Raw genomic sequence first — 23991 nt, forward strand, 5'->3', positions numbered from 1 at the left:
TAAAAAAGTTAAGTATATACAAAAGCAAGAATAAGAAGGAATACAATCTGTGCAATTTAGTTGCGGCTATCCTTGCTCTTTCTTCTGTTTATGGGTGACAGAAGAAAGAGCAAGGATACTTTCAGGAGGAAGGTGTTTACCTAGGCCAGACGATTCGTTGGTAGCATGTCATGTCCAACATTAGCTTTTTACCTTGGCAAGGCGATTGAATAAAATTGGGCTCAGCAAAGAGAGTACAGCAAATAAAAGCAAGACTGCGCTAATAGGATGAGTCACAAAGATGGAGAAATCACCTTCTGAAATCATCAATGAGCGACGGAAGTTTTCTTCTAATATACCACCCAGAACCAAAGCCAATATGATTGGCGAAACAGGGTAGTTAAACTTCTTCAGCAAATAACCTAATAAGCCAAAGCCTAGCATTACCCAAACGTCAACAATGCTATTGTTATAGCTGTAAGAACCAACAACTGAGATAGAAGCGATGACTGGCAGCAATAATGCTTTTGGCGCTGAAATCACTTTTATCCAAACTGGTACCCCAATTAATCCGAAAAACAACTGTGCTAAACAGGCAACAAATAACCCTGCGAAAATTCCGTACACTATGTTGCCATTGGTCTGGAACAATAAAGGGCCAGGCTGAATGTCATGTAACATGAGTGCCCCAATAAGCACTGCGGCCGTTCCTGAACCCGGAATACCCAAGGTAAGAAGGGGTACTAAAGAGCCGCCGACCACGGCGTTATTACCGGATTCTGGAGCGGCGACGCCTTCTAAGCAGCCTTTACCAAATTGATCTTTTTTCTTGGAAAAACGTTTTACTTCGTTGTAGCAAATAAAAGACGCAATGGTGGCTCCCGCACCTGGCAATACTCCAATGATGGAGCCTAGAATAGAGGAGTGTAAATAAACTTTCCACATGCTTAATAGTTGACGGATTTTTGGCATCGCAAAAGATAATGCAATGGTTCTGCTTTTGGCCGTGGCTTTATCAATATCAGTAAATACCGAAGCCATTGCGAATAAACCAATCAGTGCTGGAATAAAACCAAGCCCATCCATTAGCTTAGGCACACCAAAAGTGAAGCGCTCTTCGCCGCTAAAAGGGTCTAAGCCAATGGTCTTTAAAAAGAGGCCAATAAACATGACAATAAAGCCTTTTTTCAGGTTGTCACTGGCAAGACTTGAAATAATAGCGAGGCCAAAAACGGCTAATGCGAAGTATTCTGGCGCGCCAAACGATAAGGCGACATTGGCCAATGGTTCGGAAAAACAAAACAGAATAATAGCGCCTATCATGCCTCCAATACTGGAAGCGACCACAGATGTGGTCAGGGCAAGGCCAGGCTTGCCTTGTTTGGTTAGCTCGTAACCATCGAGCATGGTCGCCGCGGCCGCAGGCGTGCCAGGTACACCAATCGCAATGGCGGTAATAGATCCACCGTATTCACCTGCTAAATAAACAGAAACGAGCAGCACAATACTAACCACAGGGTCCATGCCAAAGGTAAACGGTACCATTAATGCTACCGCGGTTGATGCACTTAAACCGGGTAACACACCGCAAATAATACCGATTAAGACACCAGCGACGATGGCGAAAAGGGCAGGGAAGGTGGCAATGGTTGAAAAGCCTAACAGTAAATTATCAATCATTGTCTTATGCTCCTAAAAAGCCAGCGGGTAATGGGATGTTAAGTACCAATTTGAAAATCCCATACAATACTGCGGTAACAAAAATAACGCTGATGGCAATGGCTAGATACTGACGATAACCAGCAAGAAGTGGGAGGATAAAAAGCACTAATGGCGTGAGTAAAAAATAACCGACCTTATCAAGAAGGTAAATGTATACGGCAATTAATAAGATGGAAAGTAACCCTTTAACTGGAAAGGAAACTGGCTTTTCATCGCCTTTTTTAGGAAAGAAAAATTGCAGTATGGCAATAAAAATAAAGGCGCCCAATATAACTCTTGGGTAAGTCGCCGTTGCTAACTCACCTATTCCTGGGGTGTCGGATATTTTTCCGATCATATAGAAAAATATGACTGCGATAGCGACAAGTAGTAATGTAAAAATACGATCATGATGCAATATTTTTATTTTATTATTCATGGTGTTCTCCTCGGTAGAATAACAAAGGAAGAGGAAGACCTCTTCCTTACAGAACAAAAGTTATTTTTTTGTTTGTTTTGTTACGTATTCACCGAATTTATCATTGCTAATATAACCGGAAAGCATGTTTGAACTATTAAGAAACTTCTTAAATTCTGGTTCTTCTAATACTTTTTGGATCATATTATCAAGCTTTTGAATTGCTTCATCGGGTACATCTTTAGAAGCCATGACACCACGCCAATGAACCGTCACGTTGTTGATATCTTGCTCTTTCAACGTAGGGGTATCATCAAATGGGCTGAATCTATCTTCTGTTGTGACTGCTAATGCTTTAAGTTTTCCCGCCTGAAAACTGGTCATCATTTCGCTTGGGTTCGCGATGGCCACATCAATGTGCCCGCCTAATACCGCCACTACAGGCTCTTTTCCGCCTTTATAAGGAATATAGTTAAGATTGATTTTAGAAATCTTTTCTATGTCATGAACTAATCCTTCATCTACTGACTGAGTACTATATCCTCCAACTTTAATTTTGTTTGGGTTGTTTTTAGCGTAGGTGACTAAGTCTGACATTGTATTAAAAGGACTGTCTTCTTTTACAACAATAACAAAGGGGTCTTGTACCACACGGCTAATATACTTAAAGCTATCAATCGCGATTGATCCGCCTGTTGGTTTTAAGCGCTTAGTCATGCTTCGAGTGTTTGTCATGATGACATAACCATCGGATTTTTGATTAAGTACATAACTCATTGCAACCTTACCTTTACCGCCCTTTTTATTAACCACTACAATAGGCTGGCCAATATGTTTTTCACCCAGTTTTGCAATATAGCGGGCCATTAAATCATGGCCAGACCCCGGGCTAGACCAACAGACTAATGTAATTGGTTTTTCTGGGTAAGCAGCCATTGCTGGCGTTATGGTTAAAGCTGAAACAGCAAAAGTACAGACGGCTATCATTTTTTTAAGTAACATCGTTTTATACCTCTTATATTTATTTTAGTTTTAGATGTTTTATAAATTTTAATTATTTAATCTAAGTCATTAGTATCCAGTCTGAATGGACTTAGCGAGTGTTGATACATCTTCTAACTCCAGTAGATTCCATGCGCTTGAAATTATCTTGCTCGTTGCGCTGCTATCCAAAACACCTTCACAACAGCTGCGGACTTTATCTTCTAATTCTGCATCAGTAAGTGGGTTTTCAGGTCCGCCACGGTAGCGCTCGTCCGCTATTTCGCTGATTGTAGTGCCATCTTTAAGCTGGATTTCGATTCTAGAGCGCATCTTATCGAAGCCTTTCGCCTCTATTTCTGCGTCAAAACGTGTTTCGATAGCCCGTTGCATAGCCTGCATTGCATCACTTTGTACAAAATCATCTTCAAATTCGATTTTGCCTGCTTTGCCGTTAATCGCGACCATAGCGAGTACCGCTGGTAATGAGAATTTTGCTTCAAGGTGATTACTAGCAATCGGGTAACGGATTGGGTTGAGGATATTCGAGCCAGCGTAAACAGTAACTTTTTCAATTTTTTCTGCGCTTAGCTGGTTTTCTTTGACAAGCTTCACCATTAAATCAATGGTCGGATGGGTTAAAACGCCGCATGGGTAGGGTTTGATGCTAATGCCTGGCTCAGCAATAGACCAGGGTTTGCCAAAGGTTTCATTCGCGACTTTATCCATGCTTACGCCGCCGCCAAGCACAGCAAAAAATCCCCATGGACCATCTAGTGCAGACTTGTCTGCGGTGAAACCTTTTTCTGCCATTAATGCGGCAGTAATACCGTTTTCAGCCGCTCGACCCACATGTAAGGGTTTGGTCATGGTGCCGAAATTACAACGGATGCCGGCGGCAAAACTAGCAGCCAAACCTAAACCATGCAGTAACTTATCATCGCTTAAATTCAACAGTTTTGCGGCGGTAGCAAAAGCCCCAAAAGTGCCCACTGTACCGCTTGAATGAAAGCCGCGTTTGTAATGTTGTGAGAACATCCATTCTGACAGTTTTGATTCAACCTCAAAGCCTGTAAGGAATGCCAAGATAAACTCTTTGCCTGAAATATTGCCAAGCTTTTGAGACATGACCATTGCTGACGTAAGTGGTGGAATAGTCGGGTGAGTGAGCAAACCATAGACATGGTCTGGGTCAAGACTGACTTGAGAATCATCCCAATCGTGTGCGTGGCCTGCGGTTCCTAATACGCGAGCAGCAAGAGGTGCTGGCACTGCTTTATTGCCATAACCGAGTAGTAGAGCATCCGAAATGCCACCGGTTTCATCCGCTAACGCGGCTTGGATAGTCGCGGTTTCATGATCACTTCCTGCTACATACAAACCTAAACCATCTAGAACACAGCGAGTACCAATGCGGATCGCTTCTTCTGGTATCTGATCATAAGTTACTTGTTCAATGAAATTAGCCGCGGCCTTGGTGATAGTTGAGTCACTTGGTACGTCAACAAATGGGTTTTGCTGAATAGTCATTTTCTTCTCCTTTAGTCGCCTGTCGCCTGTCGACAGGCTAATAAATCAAAAATTTTTTTATTTTATCGCTCATTAGTGCTGTAGGTTTTTCTTGGCTTCTTCTACATGCTGGCGTGACAGAAGCGCAGCTTGTTGAGGGTCTTTTGCTTTGATTGCTTGGAATATTTTCTCGTGTTCTGCAAATGATGCTTGTAAACGTTCAGGCTCCGCTAAGTTTTTTCTACGAAACAAAGACAACTTTTTATAAATCACTTGGTACATGTTAAACAGAGATTTGTTTTGTGAAGCTGCAATGATGGTTTGATGAAAATCTAAGTTCGCTGCAAAGTATTCTGGCGCATCGCCATTGTGCGAGAGCGTTTCCATTCTCGTCACTAGTTGTTGAAGTTGTTCTATTTCATCGTCGCTTGCTAACACAGCGGCTTTTTCCGCGGCGAGGGCGTCTAACATGCCTCGTACTTCGTAAAGGTCCACAGCTTCACCATAATCAACCTGACAAACAAAAGTCCCTTTACCGACACGGTTTTCAACCATGCCATATTGGGCCATATGGCGGCAGGCTTCACGGATAGGCGCTCTACTGATGTTAAGTGACGCAGATAAAGCGCTTTCGTTTATTCTCTCTCCAGGAGCAATTTGACCTGAAAGAATCATTTTTTCAAGTTGCTCTTCAACCGTCTTACTCAATGATTGTTTCTTAAGGTTGTTTAGCTCGTCTGTAAATGAATTATCGTTCATATGTTTTGTATCTACCGTTAGTCGTCTGTCGACAGGTTATATCTGTTAATTTTATTTGTAAACCCTATTTTTTCCTTATTGTCGGCTTTTTAATTTTCAAAAACGATTTGGGTCGGGCTGGAATTTAGATAAAAGTCTTGTGCCTGTTTGTTATTTTTAGCCTTTGTCTCGAGTAGATGTCACAAATTAAATAAAAAAGATAAATATATTTTATTTATTATCTTTTAGGTCGTCATTTGTTTGGTGTTATTTATAGTGGTGTGGATCAAAGCGAGATGATCTGTTATTGGCGTGCGAGAAAGAGGCTTAGCTAGAATCAGCCCTAATCTGTGAAAACGAGGACTGATCTCATATCTGCTAGGAGCTACTCATGGAGTTCAGGTTCTCAGTAAGTTTACATCACAAGGCATGTGGCGAATGATGGGCTCTGAAATTGACATAAATGTTTGCCGTAAAAGCGATGACTTATGATGACCAAGTACCACAAGGTCAATGTTTTCCCGCTTAATGATCTGCAGGATTTCATCATCAATGTTCCCTGCGGTCACATAGTATTTATCGACAACAAACTGGCTATTATCAAACAGTGTGCGCATTTTGCGTATCGATTCGTGTTGTAAGCGTTCTTCAAAATCCGTTTCATTAATATCAAGAATGCCATCATAAGTACCCAGAAAACTTTGATCTACATGGATGACTTGCAATTCTGCTTGGTGAATCTTTGCTAATTGATACGCTTTTTTAAGCAGCTGTTGAGATGCTTGTGTAAGGTCGATTGCGACCAGTATTTTCTGATACATAATAATCTCCTTATTGGAACAGGTTGGTGATGGCAGAGCTAATTCCGTAGCCACCGAATATCAACCAAGTAAACAGAATAACTGCCAAGATAATGGGCTTTATGCCGACACCACGAATCTTAGAAATATTGGTATCAATGCCTAGTGCTCCCATGGCCATAGTGAGTAAAAAAACAGAGCTTTGAGTTATCCAATGGACAAGGTGTGGTGGGATGATATTGCATGAGTTAATGCCTGCAGCCACTACAAAAAAAACTGCAAACCAAGGGATGCTAATTTTTGCTTTGCTATTCAAGCCCTCGACGCTTGTCGATTTTTTGGTTAAATAGACACTGAGTAAGATCAAAAATGGCGCCAGCATCATGACACGGGTTAATTTTACAATCACAGAGGTCACTGCAATATCGCTGTTCATCGCATTACCTGCAGCCACTACTTGAGCGACTTCATGGATGGTTGCGCCTGTGTATATTCCCATCAGTTTTGGGTCTATGTTGAAAACATGATAAATGGCGGGGTAAACGAACATGGCTAAGGTACCGAAAATCACTACAGTCGCCACTGCCACCGCAGTCTGATGAGGTTTCGCCTTAACAACCGGCTCCGCCGCTAAAATGGCTGCGGCGCCACAAATGGAAGAGCCCGTTGCCGTTAGCATGCTGATTTCCCTGTCTAATCCGAGCACCTTCACACCAATGAAAGTGCCACCGACAAAGGTCGTGGCAATAATAATGATATCGGTGACTAAGCCTGGTAAGCCCACGGCAACAATTTGTTGGAAACTGATAAAAAAACCATAAAAAATAATGCCCAATCTAAGCAGCTTTTGCTGACTAAATTTGATACCAGGAAGCGCGCTTTTAGGGATGCGTTTTTGGAAGAGATTGCCCAACACCATGCCCATCAAAATACAGATCACCAATGAGCTGATTTGGTAGTGCTTAACCATGTCTAGACTGGCAATTTGGAAAGACGCTAAACTCATTATGAGCACAATGACTAAACCGCTTAAATACTTCATAACAACTCCTTTTAATAGGTTATGCATGAATGTTAAAGCGAATCGCTATATGCAAATATCTTATAATTATTAACAGGTGTTTGGTTTAATTAAACGTTTGATACCTAGGACGCAGCAGGCACTCAAAAGGTCTACTATTTACCATTGATGCTCGCAGTGGATCGCAAAGTTTGAGCCAGATACAAATCTAGGGCTCATGTGTACCTTTCCTTGCTCTAGAGTGTTTTATCGACTCAATAGGCATGTTTTGTTGCGACAGACTGGCTGCCAAACAGTGACTAGAAGGAAGTTATGTTGAAGAATATTAAGCCGTTGTTAAATGGCCAATTGCTCAATGTATTACGAACCATGGGGCATGGGGATGACATTGCCTTGGTGGATCGTAATTTTCCAGCAACCTCCATAGCGAATGGTAAACCGGTTATTCGCTTGGATGGCAGCAGTGTTAATGACGCGTCCGCCGCGATTCTATCTGTGCTTCCTTTAGACTCATTTGTAGCGCACCCAATAAAGCGCATGGAAGTCGTTGGGGAAGATTCCTCCTTCATGCCGGAAGTACAACAAGAGATGGCCGACTTACTGAAAACCCTAGAAGGCGATAACGACAGTGCAAAAATGGAATCATTAGAGCGTTTTGCGTTTTACCAAGCAGCAAAGCAGGCATTTGCTGTCGTGGTGACAGGTGAGGCAAGGGGGTATGGGTGCTTTTTGCTGAAGAAAGGGGTGATTTTTTCTTAGCTTATTCTTGGTATTGCTCTGGATTCTACAGTTGAGCGAGAAATTCAAAATTCAAAAAGCCAAAACCCTTGAAATGGATTTTGGCTTTTTGCTTATTAACAATAAAGCACCTTAGTACTTTCTTTGAGCTATCAAATGTCGATCACGACTTTGCCAATCACACTGCGGCTAGCAAGACGATCATGGGCTTTACCCACTTCTTCTAATGAAAAAGTTTCAGTATCAAGAATTGGGGTTAGTTTGCCTTCGTCTACAATTTTAGCCAATTGTGTCAGAATTTGATGATGCTGTTCACGTTTATGGTTGTGCAGCATAGGTATCAACATAAAGACTACGTGTAACGACAAGCCTTTAAAGTGCGCAACCGTGAGGTCAAGGTTAAGCAGGGAAACGGTAGTGGCAATATTGGCGTTAAGAGCCGCGGCTTCAAAAGAAGCGTTAAGGTTTTCACCGCCAACGGAGTCGTATACTAATTCAAAGCCTGCGCCATCTGTGTGTTTTTCAACATAATCAGATACGCTTTCTTGCTTGTAATTAATGGCTGTACCACCCAGTTTTTCAATAATTTCTGCTTGTGCATCATCGCTGATGGTGGCGAATACTTCCGCGCCAAAATAATGTGCAAGTTGAACTGCTATGTGGCCAACACCACCAACACCGCCGTGTACCAATACTTTTTGACCTGGCTGGATGCCAGCTCGGATTAATCCTTCATAGGCGGTGATGCCAACCAAAGGTAGAGCCGCTGCTTCGCGCATTGAAATACTTTTTGGCTTGTGTGCTACGAGTTTCGCATCGGCTAGAATATATTCTGCTAGTGCGCCTTGTAGTTCACCAAGGCCGCCGGCGCAACCAAATACTTGGTCTCCAACGGCAAAGCCAGTTACATCTTTGCCTACCGACTCAACTGTGCCAGCAAAATCCATTCCTAATACACCAGGTAATTGTGGTGCTAATGGGCCAAGATCTGTTCCCATTTGGCGAATCATCATGTCGACAGTATTTACGCTGGTAGCGACAACTTTAACCACAAGGTGCCCGTCCGTCACTTCTGGTTTTGCTAGGTCTGCTGTCTGAAAAACGCTGCTATCGCCAAATTCCTTGATTGTCATTGCTTTCATCGTAAATACCTCTCGTTAATTTGTCGTTAAAGTATATTTATAAAAAACATTCTTGATAATATGGCATTCCATGCAATCACTTTTAAGATTCTGTTGATAATGAATATAGATCATTTGAAATTATTTGTGCGTATATCAGTCTGGCGGTGAAGATTAAAGTTTCGCTGCTGTGGTTTCTGACACTTATATCATTAAGCGGGAACAGGTTTAGGAGTAACGTTCAGCCATTGCACAAGCACAAAATATCTTCAACGGAAGAGGGTAGGGTTTTTCCGCATACTAAAGATGTTTGCAGTTTAGTGATGCAGTCAATGTCATCGGGGTTGGCGTTTAGAAGGGCCAGTGGTGCAAATAGTACAAGACTACTCGCCACCAATATTTAGCTTGCCTCTAACTTAATGCACACTTACTTGTCGTTAAATTTGGTGTGTTAATAGATTATTTTACCCAGCGGTTTGGTGGCGCACCCTATTGGCAAAAGAGGGTGAACTAGCGACATCTGAACCAATCAGAAATAAAAAAGAGCAAACATGATCATCTCATCTTTACTCTTTTAGTTTGCTCTTGTCGTTTTTTACACGCTTTAATTAGCCTTGTAAGCGCTGATAAATCGCATCTTTAAGCACCGCTCTATCATGCTTTAGTTGATGCATAGCATCATCGTCGATAGGTGCATTATCTAACTCAAGAGTGCGTATTTCTTGGTCTAAAGCGTGGTAGCGACGAGCACTTTCGGCAAATGCAGAATCTGTTTTATTGAGCTCGGATATTTTCTCTTTGTGTTCTGGAAACTCGATGACAATAGCGTGATCTTCACCTAACATGCTCTTCTCCTTTTATGCTCTATAGGTAGCAATTCAAATCACTTTTACCATAGCTCGTGACGTGAAAAATTGCGAATTATCCTCAAGCAGGGCGATGTATAAAGCCCTGTTTGATTGGCTTTTTATGCAACGCGTTTTTCAGCAAGAATACGTTCAATTGCCTGACTGATTTCTGCATTCTTTTGAGCATTTAATGCATCTGGGTGAGGGTCACTGAACTGGCCAATATCATTATCAAAGTAAAGCCCAGAAGCGTTACTAAACTCGTCTGACAATGCGGCTCTTATAAGGATGTCAGCGCCGTCTTGTAGGTTCCCGCCACTAACTCCATAAGCCTCTTTTACCATTTTGCTGCCCAAGAAAGATTTAGGGTTTACTGCAACAATAACAGGTCCTTCTGCGCCTAAGGTATCAGCCATATGACGCGACCACATGGTTAAAGCCAGTTTGCTTTTCGCGTATACCATGCCGTCTGCTAGCTTGCTTGGCATGGATAGTTCAGTCGCCATCACAGGCGCTTGTGCCGCCGATGATAAATTTACCACACGGCTTTGTGAGGTTAGCAATGGCAATAATTGCTGAGTTAATAAGTAAGGGGCAATCGTGTTCACCATATAGCGAACATCTAAATTATCTTCAGAGATTGCGACGGGCACCATATAAACACCAGCATTGTTAATAATAACATCCAATGTTGTATGGTTCTGAGCTATCTGAGCAGCCAAGGAATAAACATCTTCTAAGCGTGATAAATCCGCTTGATAAGTCTCAACATTGGGGTCCGATAAATGCGCCTTGGCGGAATCCAGCTTACCGGCACTGCGGCCGTGAAGTAGTACCTTGTGGCCTTGTGCTAGTAAGGATTTAGCGGTCGCAAAGCCGATGCCATCGGTAGAGCCGGTAATCAATATGGTTTTTTTCATGGTAATGCCCCTAAAAGTGATCCAGCGATGACTCTGATTTTAGAAGGCCGTGGACAACAAATGCGACTGTCCAGTTTGCCTTCAAACAGTGTCTCAATAATTAGTATAGTAATAGCATGGAGTGGTTTTGATAATAGTCGTTAAATCGAAAGGTGTTTTAAGCTTTTCTTTATAATGCTTGATTTAGTGGCTCAGATTTATGGAAGAATTAATAGTCTAGCGCACCTATGGCCCCTTCAAACCAAAAAAAGGCCAGCGTACGCTGGCCTTTGATTTTAATCTGACGGTTTTCTTTTCTGGCAAATTACTTAGCGGCGACTAAGATTTTGCGCACAATATCCAGAGTCAAATCGCCACTTTCAGACAATGCTGTCATGCCGACGTTTTCAAGGTTTGCAATTACTTTGTCGATACCGTCGTCATCAATACCGTAATGGGTCAAGTTAGTCACAATGTCTAATGAGTTAAAGAAAGCTTCTGTTTTGCTGATCGCCGCTTCGATTTTCTCATCATCAGTGCCTTCAGTAATGTCCCAAACACGCTCTGCGAATTGTACTAATTTCGCGTGTTTCTTCTCTTTACGCTCACGCAGTAGTGATGGCAGAACGATAGTGAGTGTACGGCCGTGAGCAATGCCAAATAGGGCAGTCAGTTCGTGACCAATCATGTGAGTTGACCAGTCTTGTGGTACGCCAACACCAATTGCGCCGTTCAGTGCATTGGTCGCAGACCAGATAAAGTTTTTACGCGCTTCTAGGTCATCGTTGTCGCGGTAAGTCACAGGGCCTACTTCGATCAAGGTTTTCAAAATGCCTTCACTGGTACGATCTTGAATGCGCGCGTCTACTGGTACTGTCAAGTATTGCTCAAGTACGTGAATGAAAGCATCCGCCACACCATTCGCAATTTGTTCTTTTGGTAGTGTTTTCGTTAGCTCAGGGTCAAGTAGCGAAAAGGTTGGGAATGCCAAAGGAGACATGAAAGGACGTTTTTGACCTTCAAGCGTAATCACGCCACCCATGTTCATCTCAGACCCAGTCGCTGGCAATGTGGCAACACAACCAAGCGGCAAGATTTCATTAACAGGCACTGGTGTGAAACCGTGTGAAAGCAAGCTAGCGTAGTCTTCAGGTTCTGCTTTAGCGGCCAAGCCAATGAATTTAGTGCCATCCATTACTGAGCCACCACCAACAGCCAAAAGAAAATCGACATTTTCTTGTTTGGCAATATTGGCCGCTTTAATCAAGGTTTCAAATTCAGGGTTTGCTTCGATGCCACCAAATTCAATGATTTCGCGTGATGCTAGCGCGCTACGAACAGCATCAATAGTGCCGTATTTTTTAGCGCTTTGGCCGCCAAAGGTAATCATGACTTTAGCGTTTGCAGGGATTAAGTTGTCCAGTTCAGCCATACGGTTCTGTCCGAAGACAATACGAGTTGGGTTGTAATAATCAAAATCTAACATTGAGTTTCCTTGTATGGAATGTTGTTAAGTAATTTATGTCATGCACTATAGTGTTTAATCATTGATTTTCATATCCACAAATTGGTTAAAAACATGCATAATCGTACAAAATTTCTTTCAGTCCTGAGAATGAACAGCCTTTCTTTTTTGCTCCATAAAAGGTGCCTATTATTTGCAGAATAGGCGTTCGTTTTCGCCTTTTAGCCGGCATTGGTAACACGTAAATTATGACAAAAGCAGTACGTTCAGAAGAAATGAACGCGTTTAATCGGTTGATTAAGCAAAATGTTAAGCAAGAAGGTTTCACACCACTCTTGATAGAAGGTGTTGGTGTTGTGCAATGGCACAAGGCGCAAGTGATGACGCCGTTTTTGTACGACCCTATTATTTGTATGATGGGGCAAGGCGCTAAAATATGTCGAGTAGGTGAGGCATCTTTTACTTATCAGGGAGGGGATTTTTTCATTAATTTCTTGCCGATACCAGTATATGCCGAAGTTATTGCCGCGTCCCTCGATGAGCCGTTTCAGTCTGCTGTGATGAGCATTAACCTGATTAAATTGGCAGATATGGTAATGCGCATCGAGCAACAGGAAAAAGACGCGCTAAAAAGTTTGCCAGAGCCTTCTTCTTGTATCGTGGTTGGTCAAGCCAATGATAATTTGATTGAGTTGTTTTCACGTTTACTGCGTATCGCCTCTGATCCTTTAGAATCCGCTATATTAGGGGAGGCGGTAATTGACGAAATTTACTATCGCTTGCTCACTGGAGAGCATGGCTATGCTTTGCGTAAGCTGCTGCATCAATATGGTAATATACAGCCAGTCTCAAAAGCGGTGAATCATATTCACAGTAATATAAACAAGGTGATTAAAGTCGATGAGTTGGCTTCGATTGCCAACATGAGTAAAACGTCTTTTTTTAATGCCTTTAAAAAGCTGATGCACGTATCGCCAATGCAGTATATTAAATCCATTAAGCTGCAAAAAGCACAAGCACTGTTAATTCAGGGTATACAGGCGAATGAAGCCAGTTATCAAGTGGGTTATAACAGCTTTTCTCAATTCAGCCGAGAATATAAGCGCTTTTTTGGCTTCCCGCCTTCTCAGACAGAAGCAAGTTAAGGCTAAGCTTTTATTTAGCTTAGCCTTATTGCGCTAATTTTTAGGAAAGCAGTACCGTTGCTTCTTCAAAGACAATGGGTTTGCCATCTTCTGTGATGGACGCAATGGTCATTTTTGCTGATAAATACTTATAGCCTTGCGCATCGATAATGGTTTGATTGAAGACAAACTTAAAGCGAGAGGTTCTTTCTACCAATGTTTCCACGTAGAAGTCGTCACCACTTTTTAGTGATCGCTTATAATCTAGTTCGGCCTTCATTAAGACCAGATGAATGCCTTTTTTGGTGATTTCAGCAAAGTCTAATCCCTTGGACTTAATAAATGTATGACGAGCATGCTCCAAATAATTCTGATACACAGAGTTATTAACGATGCCTTGTAAATCACACTCATAATCTCTCACGCTAAAAGCAATAGAATGGGGGGCGGTGAGGCTGGTAGACATAAATTATCCTAAATATTTTATCGGTCGGATGTGCAGTTTTTGCCTGACTGCTTAGCTCGCAGTAGGTTTTTTCGTGCTCTTTTTAAGAAGTCTTCAGGTCCTTCTTGACCTAAAAGGGTGGCGATGCCGATAGAGACAGTGACTTGCGGCATGTGTACTTTACTTTGTTTGTAACGAATTTTTTGCTCAGAAATTTGCAGCCTTAATAGCTCCGCCAAACGATGTGTGAAATCGAGAGTGGCTTCATTGAGCAATATCCCGTAGGTACCGCCTTCAAATCGGGCGAGTACGCTTTTCTCAACAGCCAGTGACTTTATGATTTCGGCTATATAGCGGATCAACGCAGTACCGGCGCGCTTACCAAATTGTTTGTTGATGGTGGCAAGGTTGTCTATGTCGAGTAAAATAATGCTAATGTCATCTTCTGCCTGTGGTAACCATTCGTACAGACGTCGTTCAAAGCCTTTTTGATTGACCAGTTGAGTCAACTCATCCACATCATTTTGTTTTTTCATATCATCCAGCTCAGCTTTTAATTTAGCGAGCTCTGAATGAACCTGGTCAAGGGATTGATTAAACTGGTTGGCTTTGTGGGTGGCAGCCAATGCGCCTTTTTCCAGATAATTGATCACATTGTCTATGTGTTCTGCTTTATCGGCGCGATTGAGGATTTTACGGCTTTTGGTGAGGACAAGATTAAGCTCGTCTAAGCCTTTGCCCATTGCTTTCGACGAGGTGGCCGCTTGATCGACAATGTTGGCTAATTTTTCTTTTTGCCCATTGCCTTGTTGAAACTCTTCAGGCAACAGAAATTCATGGAACAGCTCACGTGCAAGAAAGCCGGGTAAGTGGCCTAGCTTACGTAACGTTCCATCCATAATTTGATTGAGTTTTTGGTTTCTATTAGAAACATACTCATACCATATTCCATAGTTATAAGGTGTTGGGGCAACATCAAGCTTTAGCATCATGGGGACTGCTTTTTGCATTAGCTCAGTGGCTTTTGTAGGGCTTTCGTTCTGCATTACTACCTCTATACAGAGAACAACTTACCTCAAAATCCATTCTCAAATGGTAAGAATATGGGCGTGATACAAGCAATTGTTCACGCTGCTATTGAAAAGCGTATGTGTTATTTGCTCAGGGGAAAGCAATAACCGTATGATTGACACGCTAGTGTATCGGCAGCTTGTAGCATTTCTTTACAAGCTTTTATCATTGTGGCGGCTGTCCACCAGCAAACTTACTTTTAATGCCGTCTTTCTCTAACAGTGTTTTGAGTTTTAGACGATGATCACCTTGAATCTCGATTTGACCATCTTTGACCGCACCACCAGTACCACATTGAGCTTTCAGTTTTTTACCGAGTTTTTTTAATTCATCTGGTGTCATGGCAAGCCCTGAAATGAGACTGACCCCTTTGCCTTTTCGACCTTTTGTATCGAGGGAGATTTTGACATTACCATCGCCAACAATGGCATTATCCTGGCAACAGCAATTGTCTACTGGCGCTTCGCACTGCGGACATAAACGACCTTGATCGGTGGAATATACTAGGTTGTGTTTTTTCATTCAGGCTTCACTTAATCCGTCTTAATCTGAGATTATTTTACCATTTATAAAAATATAGATCATACTAGAAATCAACATATTTGAAGCAAATAGCCTAAACTAAATTAATCAAGTGTCAGCATGCGTGCCATTATGAAAAGCGATATAGGTAATTGTTTGATCATGCAGCGAGCAACCCTTGCGCATATCAATGATATTCTTCAGTTTGAAGCTCAAAATCAACAGTGGTTTGCTGAATTCTTACCGCGTAAAACACTGCTTAAACAAGATAAAAACTACTTCCAGAAGCAGTTGTCTGATACCCATCAATCACTGCAATATCTTGTCTACTATCGGTCAGAGAAAATCATCGGGCGGTTTTGTGTGCAGCGTTTAAACGATGCAGAAAAATCCGTGGAAATCAGTTATCGAATAGAGAAAAAATACACCCAAAAAGGCGTTGGGCGTTACGTACTACGGCGCTTATTAGCTATTATTTCATGCTATGGCGTAAACTCGGTATACGCTTATGTTGGTGAGGGCAATAAAGCCTCGATCCGCTTGTTGGTGTCTTGTGGTTTTGCCCATATTGACACAGATGCCCATTCGATAAATTTATCGACAGGCATTCAGGACAGGCTAAGCTTTAAGTGGGTCAATCCCGTATTGCTAGACTAATTTAGCTTGTATTGTTCCAGTTGTTCCAATACTGCTTTCAAGGCGTCATCAAAAGGCGCTTTTAGGGTCATTTCTGTTTGTTTCTCAGGGTGAACAAAAGTCAGTGAAGAGGCGTGAAGCATCAGTCTTTGTTGGTTGGGCCAAAGGCGGCGAACCACTTTATTAATATGCCGGCAGCCATAACAAGTGTCTCCTACTAAAGGGTGAAATAGGTGTTTAAAGTGGCGTCTAATTTGGTGCTTACGACCTTGCTTTGGTGTGACTTCTACCCAGCTTAACCGCATCGAGTCATAACGACTGACTGGCTCAGGTAGCTGGTAGTGTTGCAAACAAGCAAATTCAGTTTGTGCTTCTTTTTCTGTGCCTTCGATTTTAAAGCGTGACATGCCTTTCTGTTCATTAAGCTTGGCTAAAGGGTAATCAATTACCCCATTATCTTGGCAAAAACCACGAACTAAGCAATGGTAGGTTTTCGCAGTGCTGGCATTGGCAAATTGTTCCGCCAAGGCGCGAGCAGTTTGCGGTGAAAAAGCCATTAGCAGGACCCCAGAGGTGCCACGATCAAGCCGATGCACAGGAAAAACCCATTGCCCAGTTTGATCTCTTAAGCGTTGCACCACAGCGTCTTCTTCGGTTTTATCTAACTCAGTACGGTGAACCAGTAAGCCTGAAGGCTTATTTACCGCTACCAAGTATTGGTCTTGATACAAAATTTCTAGGTTCATTAAAATACATCGGACAAAGGGTGAGTGATGGACATCGGCGCAGGGGTCAGCCATGGGCAGAACAAAATTAACCGGCTCATTGTTGCTGTTCTGAAAATTGTTGGATTTTGGCCATGCCAATATTGACCAAAGATTGCATCGCTTCATTGCTTGCCCAAGCGATATGAGGCGTTAATAAAAAATTAGGCAATTGGGTTAGCGCTTGTAATGGGTGATCAGCAGGCATTGGTTCTTGGCTGGCAACATCAAAACCGGCGGCGGCAATTTTATGGGAAGTTAATGCATCAACCAAGGCGTCTTCGTCCACCAAGCCTCCACGGCTGGTATTTAGTAATACCGCGCTCGGTTTCATTCGTTCAAATTCATCATAAGACAGTAAATTGGCGGTATTTTCTGTTAGTGGGCAATGTAAGCTGACCACGTCTGCCATCTCTAGCGCTTGTTCAAATGGTGTATAACCTGGGCGTATTTGGCTGGCGTTTTTGTGTTCAACAAAAATCACTTCCATAGAAAAAGCCTTGGCAATCTGCGCCACTTTTGCCCCTAAGTTACCCTGGCCGATAATGGCCATAGTGCTGTTCGCTAAATCTTGTATAGGGTAATCGAGAAAGCAAAAAAACTCAGCCTCAGCCCAACGTCCTTGCTTAACATCTTCAAGGTATGACGTTAGGTTACGGCGCAGTGCGAGTAGCAATGAAAAAGTATGCTCCGGAACGCTAATGGCTGAATAGCCGTCAACATTCTGTACGCGCACGGAGTTTTCTTCGCAGGCCAGCTTATCTAGGTTGTTGGTGCCCGTTGCCATGACTTGCACCAACTTTAGTTGTTTAGCGGACTCAATGGCTGCTCTGTCCAATACCACCTTGTTGCTTAGTACTATGTCCGCGTCGTGGATTCTAGGTATCACATCTTGCGGCTGAGTGTTGTCAAACTCCACGATTTGAGTAACGCAATCGGGGTAATCAATAATGACGCTTTTAGGAAAAGAGCCACGGTCTAGAAATACGGCTTTCATTGTTTTTTCTCTTTATCTAATAAGGGAATAATGTAGGGTTGAATATTCTTTAATACTTGTTTTTGGCCTTCTGCCGTAGGGTGAAGTCCGTCTTGTTGCATTAAGGCTTTATCGGTGGCGACATCTTTGAGCATGAATGGAAGGTACGCAAGGTTGTATTGATCGGCCAGCGTTTTATATAGACCAAAAAACATCTCGGTATAACGTTTGCCATAGTTTTGAGGAATACGGTTACCCAGCAATAGCACTTCTGCGTTGGCATTATGAGCTTGCTCAATCATAGCCCCTAGGTTTGCTTGAGTTTGGTCTAGAGGGTAGCCACGCAAAGCGTCATTTGCGCCCAGCTCTAGAATCACCCAGTTCGGTGAATACTCTTTTAGCAAGGCTGGAAAACGAGCCAAACCTCCTTGGCTTGTTTCGCCACTCACGCTGGCATTATTGATGATCAAATTAGGGTAAGAATGTGCAAGTGACGTTTTTAATAAACTAACCCAGCCATCTTGTTGTCGTAAATTGTGAGCGGCACTTAGGCTGTCGCCCATGACCAGTAATGAAGAGGCGTGGGCGATACCCAGTGATAACATTAAGACGATTGAATTGATCAAAAGCCGTATTTTAAATGGCATAAAAAACCTTAAGTGAGAATACTGTTTTATGGATAAAATTACCGCACTGCAAACACATAATTTAACACATACGGTAACGTCTAAAACCGGAGATTTAACCATATTGAAAGGAATCGATATAGAAATCAAGGAGGGAGAGTCGGTTGCTATTGTCGGTGCATCAGGGTCTGGTAAATCCACCTTATTAGGATTGCTTGCGGGATTAGACCGCAACACATCTGGCGAAATCACCCTATATAACCATTCATTAACCTCGTTAAGTGAAGAAAAACGCGCCTTGTTACGGGGTCAATACGTTGGTTTTATTTTCCAGTCTTTTCATTTATTACCCAGCTTAGAAGCCATTGAAAATGTGATGCTGCCTTCTGAGCTAAAAGGGGATAAACAAGCCCGTCAGAAAGCCGAGCATTTACTTGAACAAGTTGGTCTTTCTCATCGTTTAACCCATTATCCACGCCAGTTATCGGGCGGAGAGCAGCAAAGGGTCGCCATTGCTCGAGCGTTTGCCTCTGAGCCCAAAATATTATTTGCTGATGAGCCAACCGGAAATCTTGACGAAGAAAATGGCAAAACCGTGATTCAGTTATTGTTTGATTTAAACCGCTCCCAAGGAACAACGCTGATCATGGTTACCCATGATAACGCCTTGGCAAGCATGTGTGATCGTCAGTTAATCATGTCAGCAGGCCAGTTAAAGGAAGGCAATCTATGAGTTTTGCTCTGCGCTTTATTCTTAAGGAAATGCGAAGTAGTGAAGTCATTACGTTAATCATTGCGCTGATCATTTCAGTGGGCACAGTGACTTCGATTAGTTTGTTTGTTGACCGCTTACAGCTTTCTTTTGAACAAGAATCAGCTAACTTGCTGGCCGCCGATCGTGTCGTTCGCTCCGATGAGCCGTTTCCGGAAAACTGGCAGCAACATGCACAGACATTAGGTCTTGAGCACGCTCAGCGCACTTCCTTTGCGACTATGATTTTTGCCAATGATAAATTGCAGTTGTCACAGATCAGTGCGGTTACTGAAGCTTATCCACTTAGAGGCGAATTCTTAGTGGATGATCAGTTATTTGCGCAAGGTGGGCCAGCCAAACAAGGGCCAGCGGAAGGCGAAATATGGCTGTCTTCACGGTTAGCCAGTTTGCTTGATGTGAAAATAGGCCAGAGCGTTGAAGTCGGCGATAAAGTCTTACAGATTGCCCGGTATCTGGTAATCGACCCAGGTTCAAGTACCTCTGCCTTTGCGGTGTCACCAAGAGCGGTGATGAATGCCGCGGATTTGGCCGCGACCCATGTAATTATTCCCGGTAGCCGTGTACGTTATTCCTTGTTGCTGGCGGGTGAACGAAACACATTAGGCCAATACGAGTCTTGGATTAAACCACAGTTGAAAGACGGCCAACGCTGGCAAACACCGAAACAAAAGGGCCAAAGCATAGGCCAAACCATTAATAAAGCGGAGTCGTTTCTTCTCTTATCAGGCACCTTAGCGGTGGTGCTGTCTGGTGTTGCTATGGCATTGGCGTCGGCACGCTTTGTTAAACGCCACCTTATGCAGGTAGCTGTTCTGAAAACCCTCGGTGCTACGCCACGTATTCTGAGCAAACTTTTTTCATTGCAGCTCTTTATGCTGTTTTTGATCGGTGCTGGTGGTGGTTTAATCAGTGGTTGGTTTATTCAAGCCGGGATTGCCTCTTTGCTCTCCAGTTTAATGACCACAGCGTTACCAGAGCCTTCAATAGGTAAACTGTGGCTTGGAATAGCGACTGGTTTTATTTCACTGCTTGCTTTTTGCTTACCCTTGATTATTCGTCTGATTCAGATCTCACCTTTGTCTGTGCTACAGCCGTCTGCAAGAATTGAGAAAAACGCCTTAGCTATTTATGCCATCGGTTTTGTGGGTTTATACGGTTTGATGTGTCTTTATACACAAGGCTTTATTCTCCCCACTATTATGACTCTGGCGATTGCTGGAGTCGGTTTGGTGGTTTCTGTGCTTGGCTGGGTAATGTTTAAGTTAGGGCGATTAGCAACATCAGGTGCGACTAGCGGCTGGCAAATTGGCTTGGCTTCTTTGTATCGACGCCTAACCCCAAACTTATTTCAATTATTGGTGTTTACTCTCATTATTATGTTGGGCCTTATCTTAGTGGGCATTAAAACCAGCTTAGTTTCTGATTGGCAAGCTCAGCTTCCTGAGGATGCACCCAATCACTATTTATTTAATGTGCAAGCCAATCAAGTTGAGGGCATCAACAGCATTAGCCAGCAGCTGGACCTTACTTCTTCAAGCTGGTTTCCTATGGTGCGTGGTCGCATTACACAAGTGAATGAGGATCTGGTGGAAGACTTGTACCCAGAGGGTACACCAGAGCCAGAACTGTTCGAGCGTGAAATGAACTTAACCTGGGCTAATGAAGTCGGCGATGGCAATCAAGTGGTAGCAGGGGACTTTCACGCCGAAGGCATTTCTTTAGAGCAAAAAACCGCAGAGGAAGCTGGCATTACTTTAGGGGATAAACTGACGATCAGTATTGGTGGTATCCATTACACCTTACCTGTGACTTCGATCCGCAGTGTGGATTGGAGCAGTATGCGGCCTAATTTCTATGTCATTGTGCCAAAACAAACCCTAGCGGATTATCCTGCCAATTTTGTCAGCAGCTTTTTTGTAAAAGCGGATCAAGCGCAAGATTTTTACCACGCCATGTCACGCTATCCAACCGTGTCTATTTTAAATGTCGGCGATTTGCTTAAGCAGATTCAAAACATTATTGCGCAACTGTCGCAAGCCATACAGTTGGTCTTACTGTGCATTTTGGCCGCTGGTGCGTTAGTGCTGGTCGCCAGCATTGGATCGACACTAGAAGAGCGCCGCGAAGAAGGTGCTTTATTGCGAGTATTGGGAGCCAAAGCCAGTTTGGTAAGACAGGCCCTAATCGTTGAATTTGGCTTTCTGGGATTGTTTTCTGGTCTCATTGCTGCGCTCGGGGCAGAGGCGTCATTGTATGCGGTGCAAACCTTTGTGTTTAAGTCCGCCGCCAGTTGGCACCCTCTACTTTGGGGGCTTGGGCCGGTTATTGGTGTGGTATTGATTACCAGCATTGGTGTCTTCGCAAGTCGAACTGTGTTAAAAGTGCCGCCTATGCATCTGTTGCGTGAATTTTAACGAGTTTTAATAAGACAATTTGGTTTATCGATGTTTGTAGAAAAAAATGGCTATATCATTAGTCGCCATACCAAAGAAGTGAATGGACAGCTTGAAATGAGCCTGTTCGTCAAAACACCAGAAGGTACGGTACAGGTGTTACCTGACCGCCAATTTAGTACCTTTTTCAGTGATGCGCCACGTCACTGTTTTCCTGACAGCCTAGCTGGTGTTCGTGTAAGTGAGCCGAATTTTCGGGCTTTTAACGATCAATATGTCACCTTAATACAAAGTAAAAGTCTGGTTTTGCACCAGCAAATGGTCGCATTGGCGAAAAAAAGCGGCTTTTCTGTTTATGAAGAGGACATTAAAGCCCATAACCGCTACCTCATGGAGCGCAACATACGTGGCAGCGTGCGCTTTATTGGTATCCCTGATAGTAGTGGTTTGCGCTACACCAAGGCCAAAGTAATCCCCGGCAATTGGCGTCCTGATTGGAATGTGTGGTCATTGGATATTGAGACCTCAGTGAGCAATAACTGCTTACTCTCCATTGGCATTACCTCCAACCAGCAGCGCATTGCATTCGTGGTGACGGATCAAGCGGTTAACACTGATATCATTAAAAGTTACCAGAGTGAAAAAGATCTGCTGTTGGATTTCATTCGTTACGTTAAAAAATATTCGCCAGATATTTTTATTGGTTGGAATTTGATTGGTTTTGATCTTAATTTTATTAACCAGCGATGTGAGCGCTTAGGAATACGTCCCGCCTTTGGGGTCAATGGCGAAACGTGGCGCATCCAATCATCGGATAACCAGGGAAAGTACTTTGCTAGCATTCCAGGTCGTATCGCGCTAGATGGCATTACTTTACTTAAAGTTGGCGGCTATCATTTTGAGTCTTACAGCTTAAACAATGTCAGTAAAGAGATCTTGCAAGATCAGAAATTACTGCATGGGGGCGACCGCTGGCAGGAAATTGAGCGTTTGCACAGGGAAGACCTGCAAGCTTTCGTCGATTACAACTTGCAAGACTGTGATTTGGTTTTAAAGATTTTCGAGAAATTAAAATTAATTGAATTACAGCAAACCCGCGTTGACCTAACAGGGATTCCCTTTGAGCAAACCGGTGGTTCGGTGGCAGCGTTTGAAAACTTATACCTGCCTCGGCTTCACAAAGCAGGCTGGGTAGCGCCAGCATGGCGCGATGACGTTTTTGTTCCCAGCCCTGGGGGCTTTGTTATGTCGTCCATTCCTGGTTTGTATAAGAATGTCTTGGTGTTTGATTTTAAGAGTCTGTACCCCAGTATCATTCGTACCTTTTACATTGATCCCTTGGCTCGTATTACCGCGGGACAGCAGAAGCAAACGCAAGCCAATCAAGAGTTGCCAGAAACAGCTGAAAACACGACCTCGTTAGTACCAGGTTACCTTGGCGCACACTTTGACCGTAAAGAAGCGATACTCCCTGAGTTAGTGACTGAGCTTGCTCAAGCCAGAGAAAAGGCCAAGCAAGAAGGCAACGACATTTTAAGCTATGCGATTAAAATTATTATGAACTCCTTTTACGGCGTACTAGGGTCTAATGTTTGTCGCTTTTACCATGCAGAGCTGGCCAGTTCGATTACCATGCGTGGTCATGAGCTTTTAGGGCGTACCCAACAATGGATGGAAGAACGTGGTGCTAAGGTAATTTATGGTGACACAGATTCGATTTTCATCACCCTTGATGACAAAGAAACAGACCCGAAAGTTTTGGGGCAACGTCTTTGCGATGATATGAATGCTTTTCTTACTCAATGGTGTCAAGAATACGCTCATCTGGATTCTTATTTAGAGCTTGAATTTGAACGTGTTTACCAGCGTTTTTTTATGCCAACTATTCGTGGCCAAGAAGAGGGCAGTAAAAAGCGTTATGCGGGATTGTCTAATGGTGAGCTGGTCTTTAAAGGGCTTGAAGCAGCGCGTACTGACTGGACAAAACTGGCGCGGGAATTTCAACGTGAGCTGTTCAAAAAAATCTTTAACGATGAAGATCCAATAGAATACATCCAAGACACAGTAAATCGACTACAGGCCGGTGAATTTGATGACATGCTGGTTTACAGCAAACAGCTAAGTCGTCCGCTGTCTTCCTATAAGAAAAATATCCCACCACATGTTCGAGCGGCGGCCATGATCGATGCTAAGCGGGCTGAGCTGGGCCAACCATTAGAATACGACAAAGGTAGAAAGCGCGTTAGTTATCTCTATCAACGACGTGGTGTGGTGCCTTATGAAAGTGCTGCTGACTTGGTGGATTTAGATTACGAACACTATATTAGCAAGCAGATAGAGCCTATAGCTGACAGTATTCTTGGTCACTATAAGTCGAGTATGGAAGCCATTTTAAGCAAGCAGATATCATTGATTTAATGTAGCAAGGTGAATGTCGCAAA

Annotated in this window: 23 protein-coding genes; 6 read left to right on the forward strand and 17 right to left on the reverse strand. The window is 43.1% G+C overall.

Annotation, left to right across the window (positions count from 1 at the left end; all coding sequences use genetic code 11):
- Positions 1–180: 180 nt before the first annotated feature.
- The 7 genes from DFP81_RS03860 to DFP81_RS03890 all read right to left on the reverse strand — a co-directional run bounded on the left by DFP81_RS03860 (position 181) and on the right by DFP81_RS03890 (position 7168).
- Positions 181–1659 (reverse strand): tripartite tricarboxylate transporter permease, encoded by a 1479-nt coding sequence (locus DFP81_RS03860; protein ID WP_115896444.1) that lies wholly within the window; start codon positions 1657–1659, stop codon positions 181–183.
- Between the two features lie 4 nt (positions 1660–1663).
- Entirely contained in the window at positions 1664–2119 is a 456-nt protein-coding gene (locus DFP81_RS03865) for a tripartite tricarboxylate transporter TctB family protein (RefSeq protein ID WP_115896445.1), read from the reverse strand.
- Positions 2120–2179: 60 nt separating this feature from the next.
- Entirely contained in the window at positions 2180–3100 is a 921-nt protein-coding gene (locus DFP81_RS03870; protein ID WP_115896446.1) for a tripartite tricarboxylate transporter substrate binding protein, read from the reverse strand.
- 69 nt (positions 3101–3169) lie between these two features.
- Complete coding sequence (locus DFP81_RS03875; RefSeq protein ID WP_115896447.1) at positions 3170–4609, reverse strand: MmgE/PrpD family protein; 1440 nt, start codon at positions 4607–4609, stop codon at positions 3170–3172.
- Positions 4610–4681: 72 nt separating this feature from the next.
- Positions 4682–5347, reverse strand: coding sequence for a GntR family transcriptional regulator (locus tag DFP81_RS03880; protein WP_115896448.1), 666 nt, complete (start codon positions 5345–5347; stop codon positions 4682–4684).
- 377 nt (positions 5348–5724) lie between these two features.
- Positions 5725–6147 (reverse strand): universal stress protein, encoded by a 423-nt coding sequence (locus DFP81_RS03885; protein ID WP_115896449.1) that lies wholly within the window; start codon positions 6145–6147, stop codon positions 5725–5727.
- A gap of 10 nt (positions 6148–6157) precedes the next feature.
- Positions 6158–7168 (reverse strand): YeiH family protein, encoded by a 1011-nt coding sequence (locus DFP81_RS03890; RefSeq protein WP_115896450.1) that lies wholly within the window; start codon positions 7166–7168, stop codon positions 6158–6160.
- 291 nt (positions 7169–7459) lie between these two features.
- Here DFP81_RS03890 and DFP81_RS03895 point away from each other — a divergent pair, with 291 nt between their 5' ends.
- Complete coding sequence (locus DFP81_RS03895) at positions 7460–7906, forward strand: RbsD/FucU family protein (RefSeq protein WP_115896451.1); 447 nt, start codon at positions 7460–7462, stop codon at positions 7904–7906.
- Positions 7907–8037: 131 nt separating this feature from the next.
- On the opposite strand, the gene DFP81_RS03900 is transcribed toward DFP81_RS03895, so the two are convergent.
- The 4 genes from DFP81_RS03900 to DFP81_RS03915 all read right to left on the reverse strand — a co-directional run bounded on the left by DFP81_RS03900 (position 8038) and on the right by DFP81_RS03915 (position 12239).
- Positions 8038–9027 (reverse strand): zinc-dependent alcohol dehydrogenase family protein, encoded by a 990-nt coding sequence (locus DFP81_RS03900; RefSeq protein ID WP_115896452.1) that lies wholly within the window; start codon positions 9025–9027, stop codon positions 8038–8040.
- 587 nt (positions 9028–9614) lie between these two features.
- Positions 9615–9851, reverse strand: a complete 237-nt coding sequence (locus DFP81_RS03905) for an HP1242/YdcH family protein (protein ID WP_115896453.1) — start codon at positions 9849–9851, stop codon at positions 9615–9617.
- A 122-nt stretch (positions 9852–9973) separates the two neighbouring features.
- Entirely contained in the window at positions 9974–10774 is an 801-nt protein-coding gene (locus DFP81_RS03910; protein ID WP_115896454.1) for an SDR family NAD(P)-dependent oxidoreductase, read from the reverse strand.
- A gap of 304 nt (positions 10775–11078) precedes the next feature.
- On the reverse strand, positions 11079–12239 hold the full coding sequence (locus DFP81_RS03915; RefSeq protein WP_115896455.1) for an iron-containing alcohol dehydrogenase: 1161 nt from the start codon (positions 12237–12239) through the stop codon (positions 11079–11081).
- A 227-nt stretch (positions 12240–12466) separates the two neighbouring features.
- On the opposite strand from DFP81_RS03915, the gene DFP81_RS03920 reads away from it, so the two are divergent.
- Positions 12467–13363, forward strand: coding sequence for an AraC family transcriptional regulator (locus tag DFP81_RS03920; protein WP_115896456.1), 897 nt, complete (start codon positions 12467–12469; stop codon positions 13361–13363).
- A 40-nt stretch (positions 13364–13403) separates the two neighbouring features.
- Here the strand turns inward: DFP81_RS03920 and DFP81_RS03925 are convergent, their stop codons facing one another.
- The 3 genes from DFP81_RS03925 to yciH all read right to left on the reverse strand — a co-directional run bounded on the left by DFP81_RS03925 (position 13404) and on the right by yciH (position 15380).
- Positions 13404–13808, reverse strand: a complete 405-nt coding sequence (locus tag DFP81_RS03925) for an acyl-CoA thioesterase (RefSeq protein WP_115896457.1) — start codon at positions 13806–13808, stop codon at positions 13404–13406.
- Between the two features lie 17 nt (positions 13809–13825).
- Positions 13826–14833 carry a GGDEF domain-containing protein gene (locus DFP81_RS03930; protein ID WP_115896458.1) on the reverse strand — a complete coding sequence of 336 codons (1008 nt, stop codon included), beginning with the start codon at positions 14831–14833 and terminating at the stop codon, positions 13826–13828.
- Positions 14834–15023: 190 nt separating this feature from the next.
- Entirely contained in the window at positions 15024–15380 is a 357-nt protein-coding gene (gene yciH, locus DFP81_RS03935) for a stress response translation initiation inhibitor YciH (RefSeq protein ID WP_115896459.1), read from the reverse strand.
- A gap of 132 nt (positions 15381–15512) precedes the next feature.
- Between yciH and DFP81_RS03940 the strand changes: the two genes are divergently transcribed.
- A complete protein-coding gene (locus DFP81_RS03940) occupies positions 15513–16037 on the forward strand; it encodes a GNAT family N-acetyltransferase (protein WP_181903037.1) in 525 nt (174 codons plus the stop codon).
- Here the strand turns inward: DFP81_RS03940 and DFP81_RS03945 are convergent.
- From DFP81_RS03945 to DFP81_RS03955, 3 genes are all read right to left on the reverse strand, one after another.
- A complete protein-coding gene (locus DFP81_RS03945; RefSeq protein WP_115896461.1) occupies positions 16034–16762 on the reverse strand; it encodes a pseudouridine synthase in 729 nt (242 codons plus the stop codon). The two genes, DFP81_RS03940 and DFP81_RS03945, sit on opposite strands and share 4 nt — an antisense overlap.
- Before the next feature lie 76 nt (positions 16763–16838).
- Positions 16839–17777 (reverse strand): D-2-hydroxyacid dehydrogenase, encoded by a 939-nt coding sequence (locus tag DFP81_RS03950; RefSeq protein WP_115896462.1) that lies wholly within the window; start codon positions 17775–17777, stop codon positions 16839–16841.
- The gene (locus tag DFP81_RS03955) at positions 17774–18403 is read right to left on the reverse strand and encodes an arylesterase (RefSeq protein ID WP_245959077.1); all 630 of its coding nucleotides are present in this window, start codon (positions 18401–18403) and stop codon (positions 17774–17776) included. The genes DFP81_RS03950 and DFP81_RS03955 overlap by 4 nt, the downstream gene beginning before the upstream one ends.
- 28 nt (positions 18404–18431) lie before the next feature.
- Between DFP81_RS03955 and DFP81_RS03960 the strand changes: the two genes are divergently transcribed.
- Genes DFP81_RS03960 through DFP81_RS03970 form a run of 3 tightly spaced genes read left to right on the forward strand, consistent with a single transcriptional unit; the run spans position 18432 to position 23968 of the window.
- Positions 18432–19115, forward strand: a complete 684-nt coding sequence (locus DFP81_RS03960) for an ABC transporter ATP-binding protein (RefSeq protein WP_115896463.1) — start codon at positions 18432–18434, stop codon at positions 19113–19115.
- Positions 19112–21571, forward strand: a complete 2460-nt coding sequence (locus DFP81_RS03965; RefSeq protein ID WP_115896464.1) for an ABC transporter permease — start codon at positions 19112–19114, stop codon at positions 21569–21571. The genes DFP81_RS03960 and DFP81_RS03965 overlap by 4 nt, the downstream gene beginning before the upstream one ends.
- A 30-nt stretch (positions 21572–21601) precedes the next feature.
- The gene (locus tag DFP81_RS03970; RefSeq protein WP_115896465.1) at positions 21602–23968 is read left to right on the forward strand and encodes a DNA polymerase II; all 2367 of its coding nucleotides are present in this window, start codon (positions 21602–21604) and stop codon (positions 23966–23968) included.
- Positions 23969–23991: the final 23 nt, after the last annotated feature.

The organism is Marinomonas pollencensis, assembly GCF_003387375.1.
Classification (GTDB): Bacteria; Pseudomonadota; Gammaproteobacteria; order Pseudomonadales; family Marinomonadaceae; genus Marinomonas; species Marinomonas pollencensis.

What these genes read in the sequence shown, in the direction of transcription:
- DFP81_RS03905 (WP_115896453.1), bottom strand. Translation starts at nt 9,851, where the DNA reads ATGTTAGGTGAAGATCACGCTATTGTCATCGAGTTTCCAGAACACAAA.
- DFP81_RS03885 (WP_115896449.1), bottom strand. Translation starts at nt 6,147, where the DNA reads ATGTATCAGAAAATACTGGTCGCAATCGACCTTACACAAGCATCTCAA.
- DFP81_RS03900 (WP_115896452.1), bottom strand. Translation starts at nt 9,027, where the DNA reads ATGAAAGCAATGACAATCAAGGAATTTGGCGATAGCAGCGTTTTTCAG.
- DFP81_RS03860 (WP_115896444.1), bottom strand. Translation starts at nt 1,659, where the DNA reads ATGATTGATAATTTACTGTTAGGCTTTTCAACCATTGCCACCTTCCCT.
- DFP81_RS03930 (WP_115896458.1), bottom strand. Translation starts at nt 14,833, where the DNA reads ATGCAGAACGAAAGCCCTACAAAAGCCACTGAGCTAATGCAAAAAGCA.
- yciH (WP_115896459.1), bottom strand. Translation starts at nt 15,380, where the DNA reads ATGAAAAAACACAACCTAGTATATTCCACCGATCAAGGTCGTTTATGT.
- DFP81_RS03880 (WP_115896448.1), bottom strand. Translation starts at nt 5,347, where the DNA reads ATGAACGATAATTCATTTACAGACGAGCTAAACAACCTTAAGAAACAA.
- DFP81_RS03960 (WP_115896463.1), top strand. Translation starts at nt 18,432, where the DNA reads ATGGATAAAATTACCGCACTGCAAACACATAATTTAACACATACGGTA.
- DFP81_RS03915 (WP_115896455.1), bottom strand. Translation starts at nt 12,239, where the DNA reads ATGTTAGATTTTGATTATTACAACCCAACTCGTATTGTCTTCGGACAG.
- DFP81_RS03945 (WP_115896461.1), bottom strand. Translation starts at nt 16,762, where the DNA reads ATGAACCTAGAAATTTTGTATCAAGACCAATACTTGGTAGCGGTAAAT.
- DFP81_RS03970 (WP_115896465.1), top strand. Translation starts at nt 21,602, where the DNA reads ATGTTTGTAGAAAAAAATGGCTATATCATTAGTCGCCATACCAAAGAA.
- DFP81_RS03875 (WP_115896447.1), bottom strand. Translation starts at nt 4,609, where the DNA reads ATGACTATTCAGCAAAACCCATTTGTTGACGTACCAAGTGACTCAACT.
- DFP81_RS03965 (WP_115896464.1), top strand. Translation starts at nt 19,112, where the DNA reads ATGAGTTTTGCTCTGCGCTTTATTCTTAAGGAAATGCGAAGTAGTGAA.
- DFP81_RS03895 (WP_115896451.1), top strand. Translation starts at nt 7,460, where the DNA reads ATGTTGAAGAATATTAAGCCGTTGTTAAATGGCCAATTGCTCAATGTA.
- DFP81_RS03920 (WP_115896456.1), top strand. Translation starts at nt 12,467, where the DNA reads ATGACAAAAGCAGTACGTTCAGAAGAAATGAACGCGTTTAATCGGTTG.
- DFP81_RS03870 (WP_115896446.1), bottom strand. Translation starts at nt 3,100, where the DNA reads ATGTTACTTAAAAAAATGATAGCCGTCTGTACTTTTGCTGTTTCAGCT.
- DFP81_RS03940 (WP_181903037.1), top strand. Translation starts at nt 15,513, where the DNA reads ATGAAAAGCGATATAGGTAATTGTTTGATCATGCAGCGAGCAACCCTT.
- DFP81_RS03890 (WP_115896450.1), bottom strand. Translation starts at nt 7,168, where the DNA reads ATGAAGTATTTAAGCGGTTTAGTCATTGTGCTCATAATGAGTTTAGCG.
- DFP81_RS03925 (WP_115896457.1), bottom strand. Translation starts at nt 13,808, where the DNA reads ATGTCTACCAGCCTCACCGCCCCCCATTCTATTGCTTTTAGCGTGAGA.
- DFP81_RS03865 (WP_115896445.1), bottom strand. Translation starts at nt 2,119, where the DNA reads ATGAATAATAAAATAAAAATATTGCATCATGATCGTATTTTTACATTA.
- DFP81_RS03950 (WP_115896462.1), bottom strand. Translation starts at nt 17,777, where the DNA reads ATGAAAGCCGTATTTCTAGACCGTGGCTCTTTTCCTAAAAGCGTCATT.
- DFP81_RS03955 (WP_245959077.1), bottom strand. Translation starts at nt 18,403, where the DNA reads ATGCCATTTAAAATACGGCTTTTGATCAATTCAATCGTCTTAATGTTA.
- DFP81_RS03910 (WP_115896454.1), bottom strand. Translation starts at nt 10,774, where the DNA reads ATGAAAAAAACCATATTGATTACCGGCTCTACCGATGGCATCGGCTTT.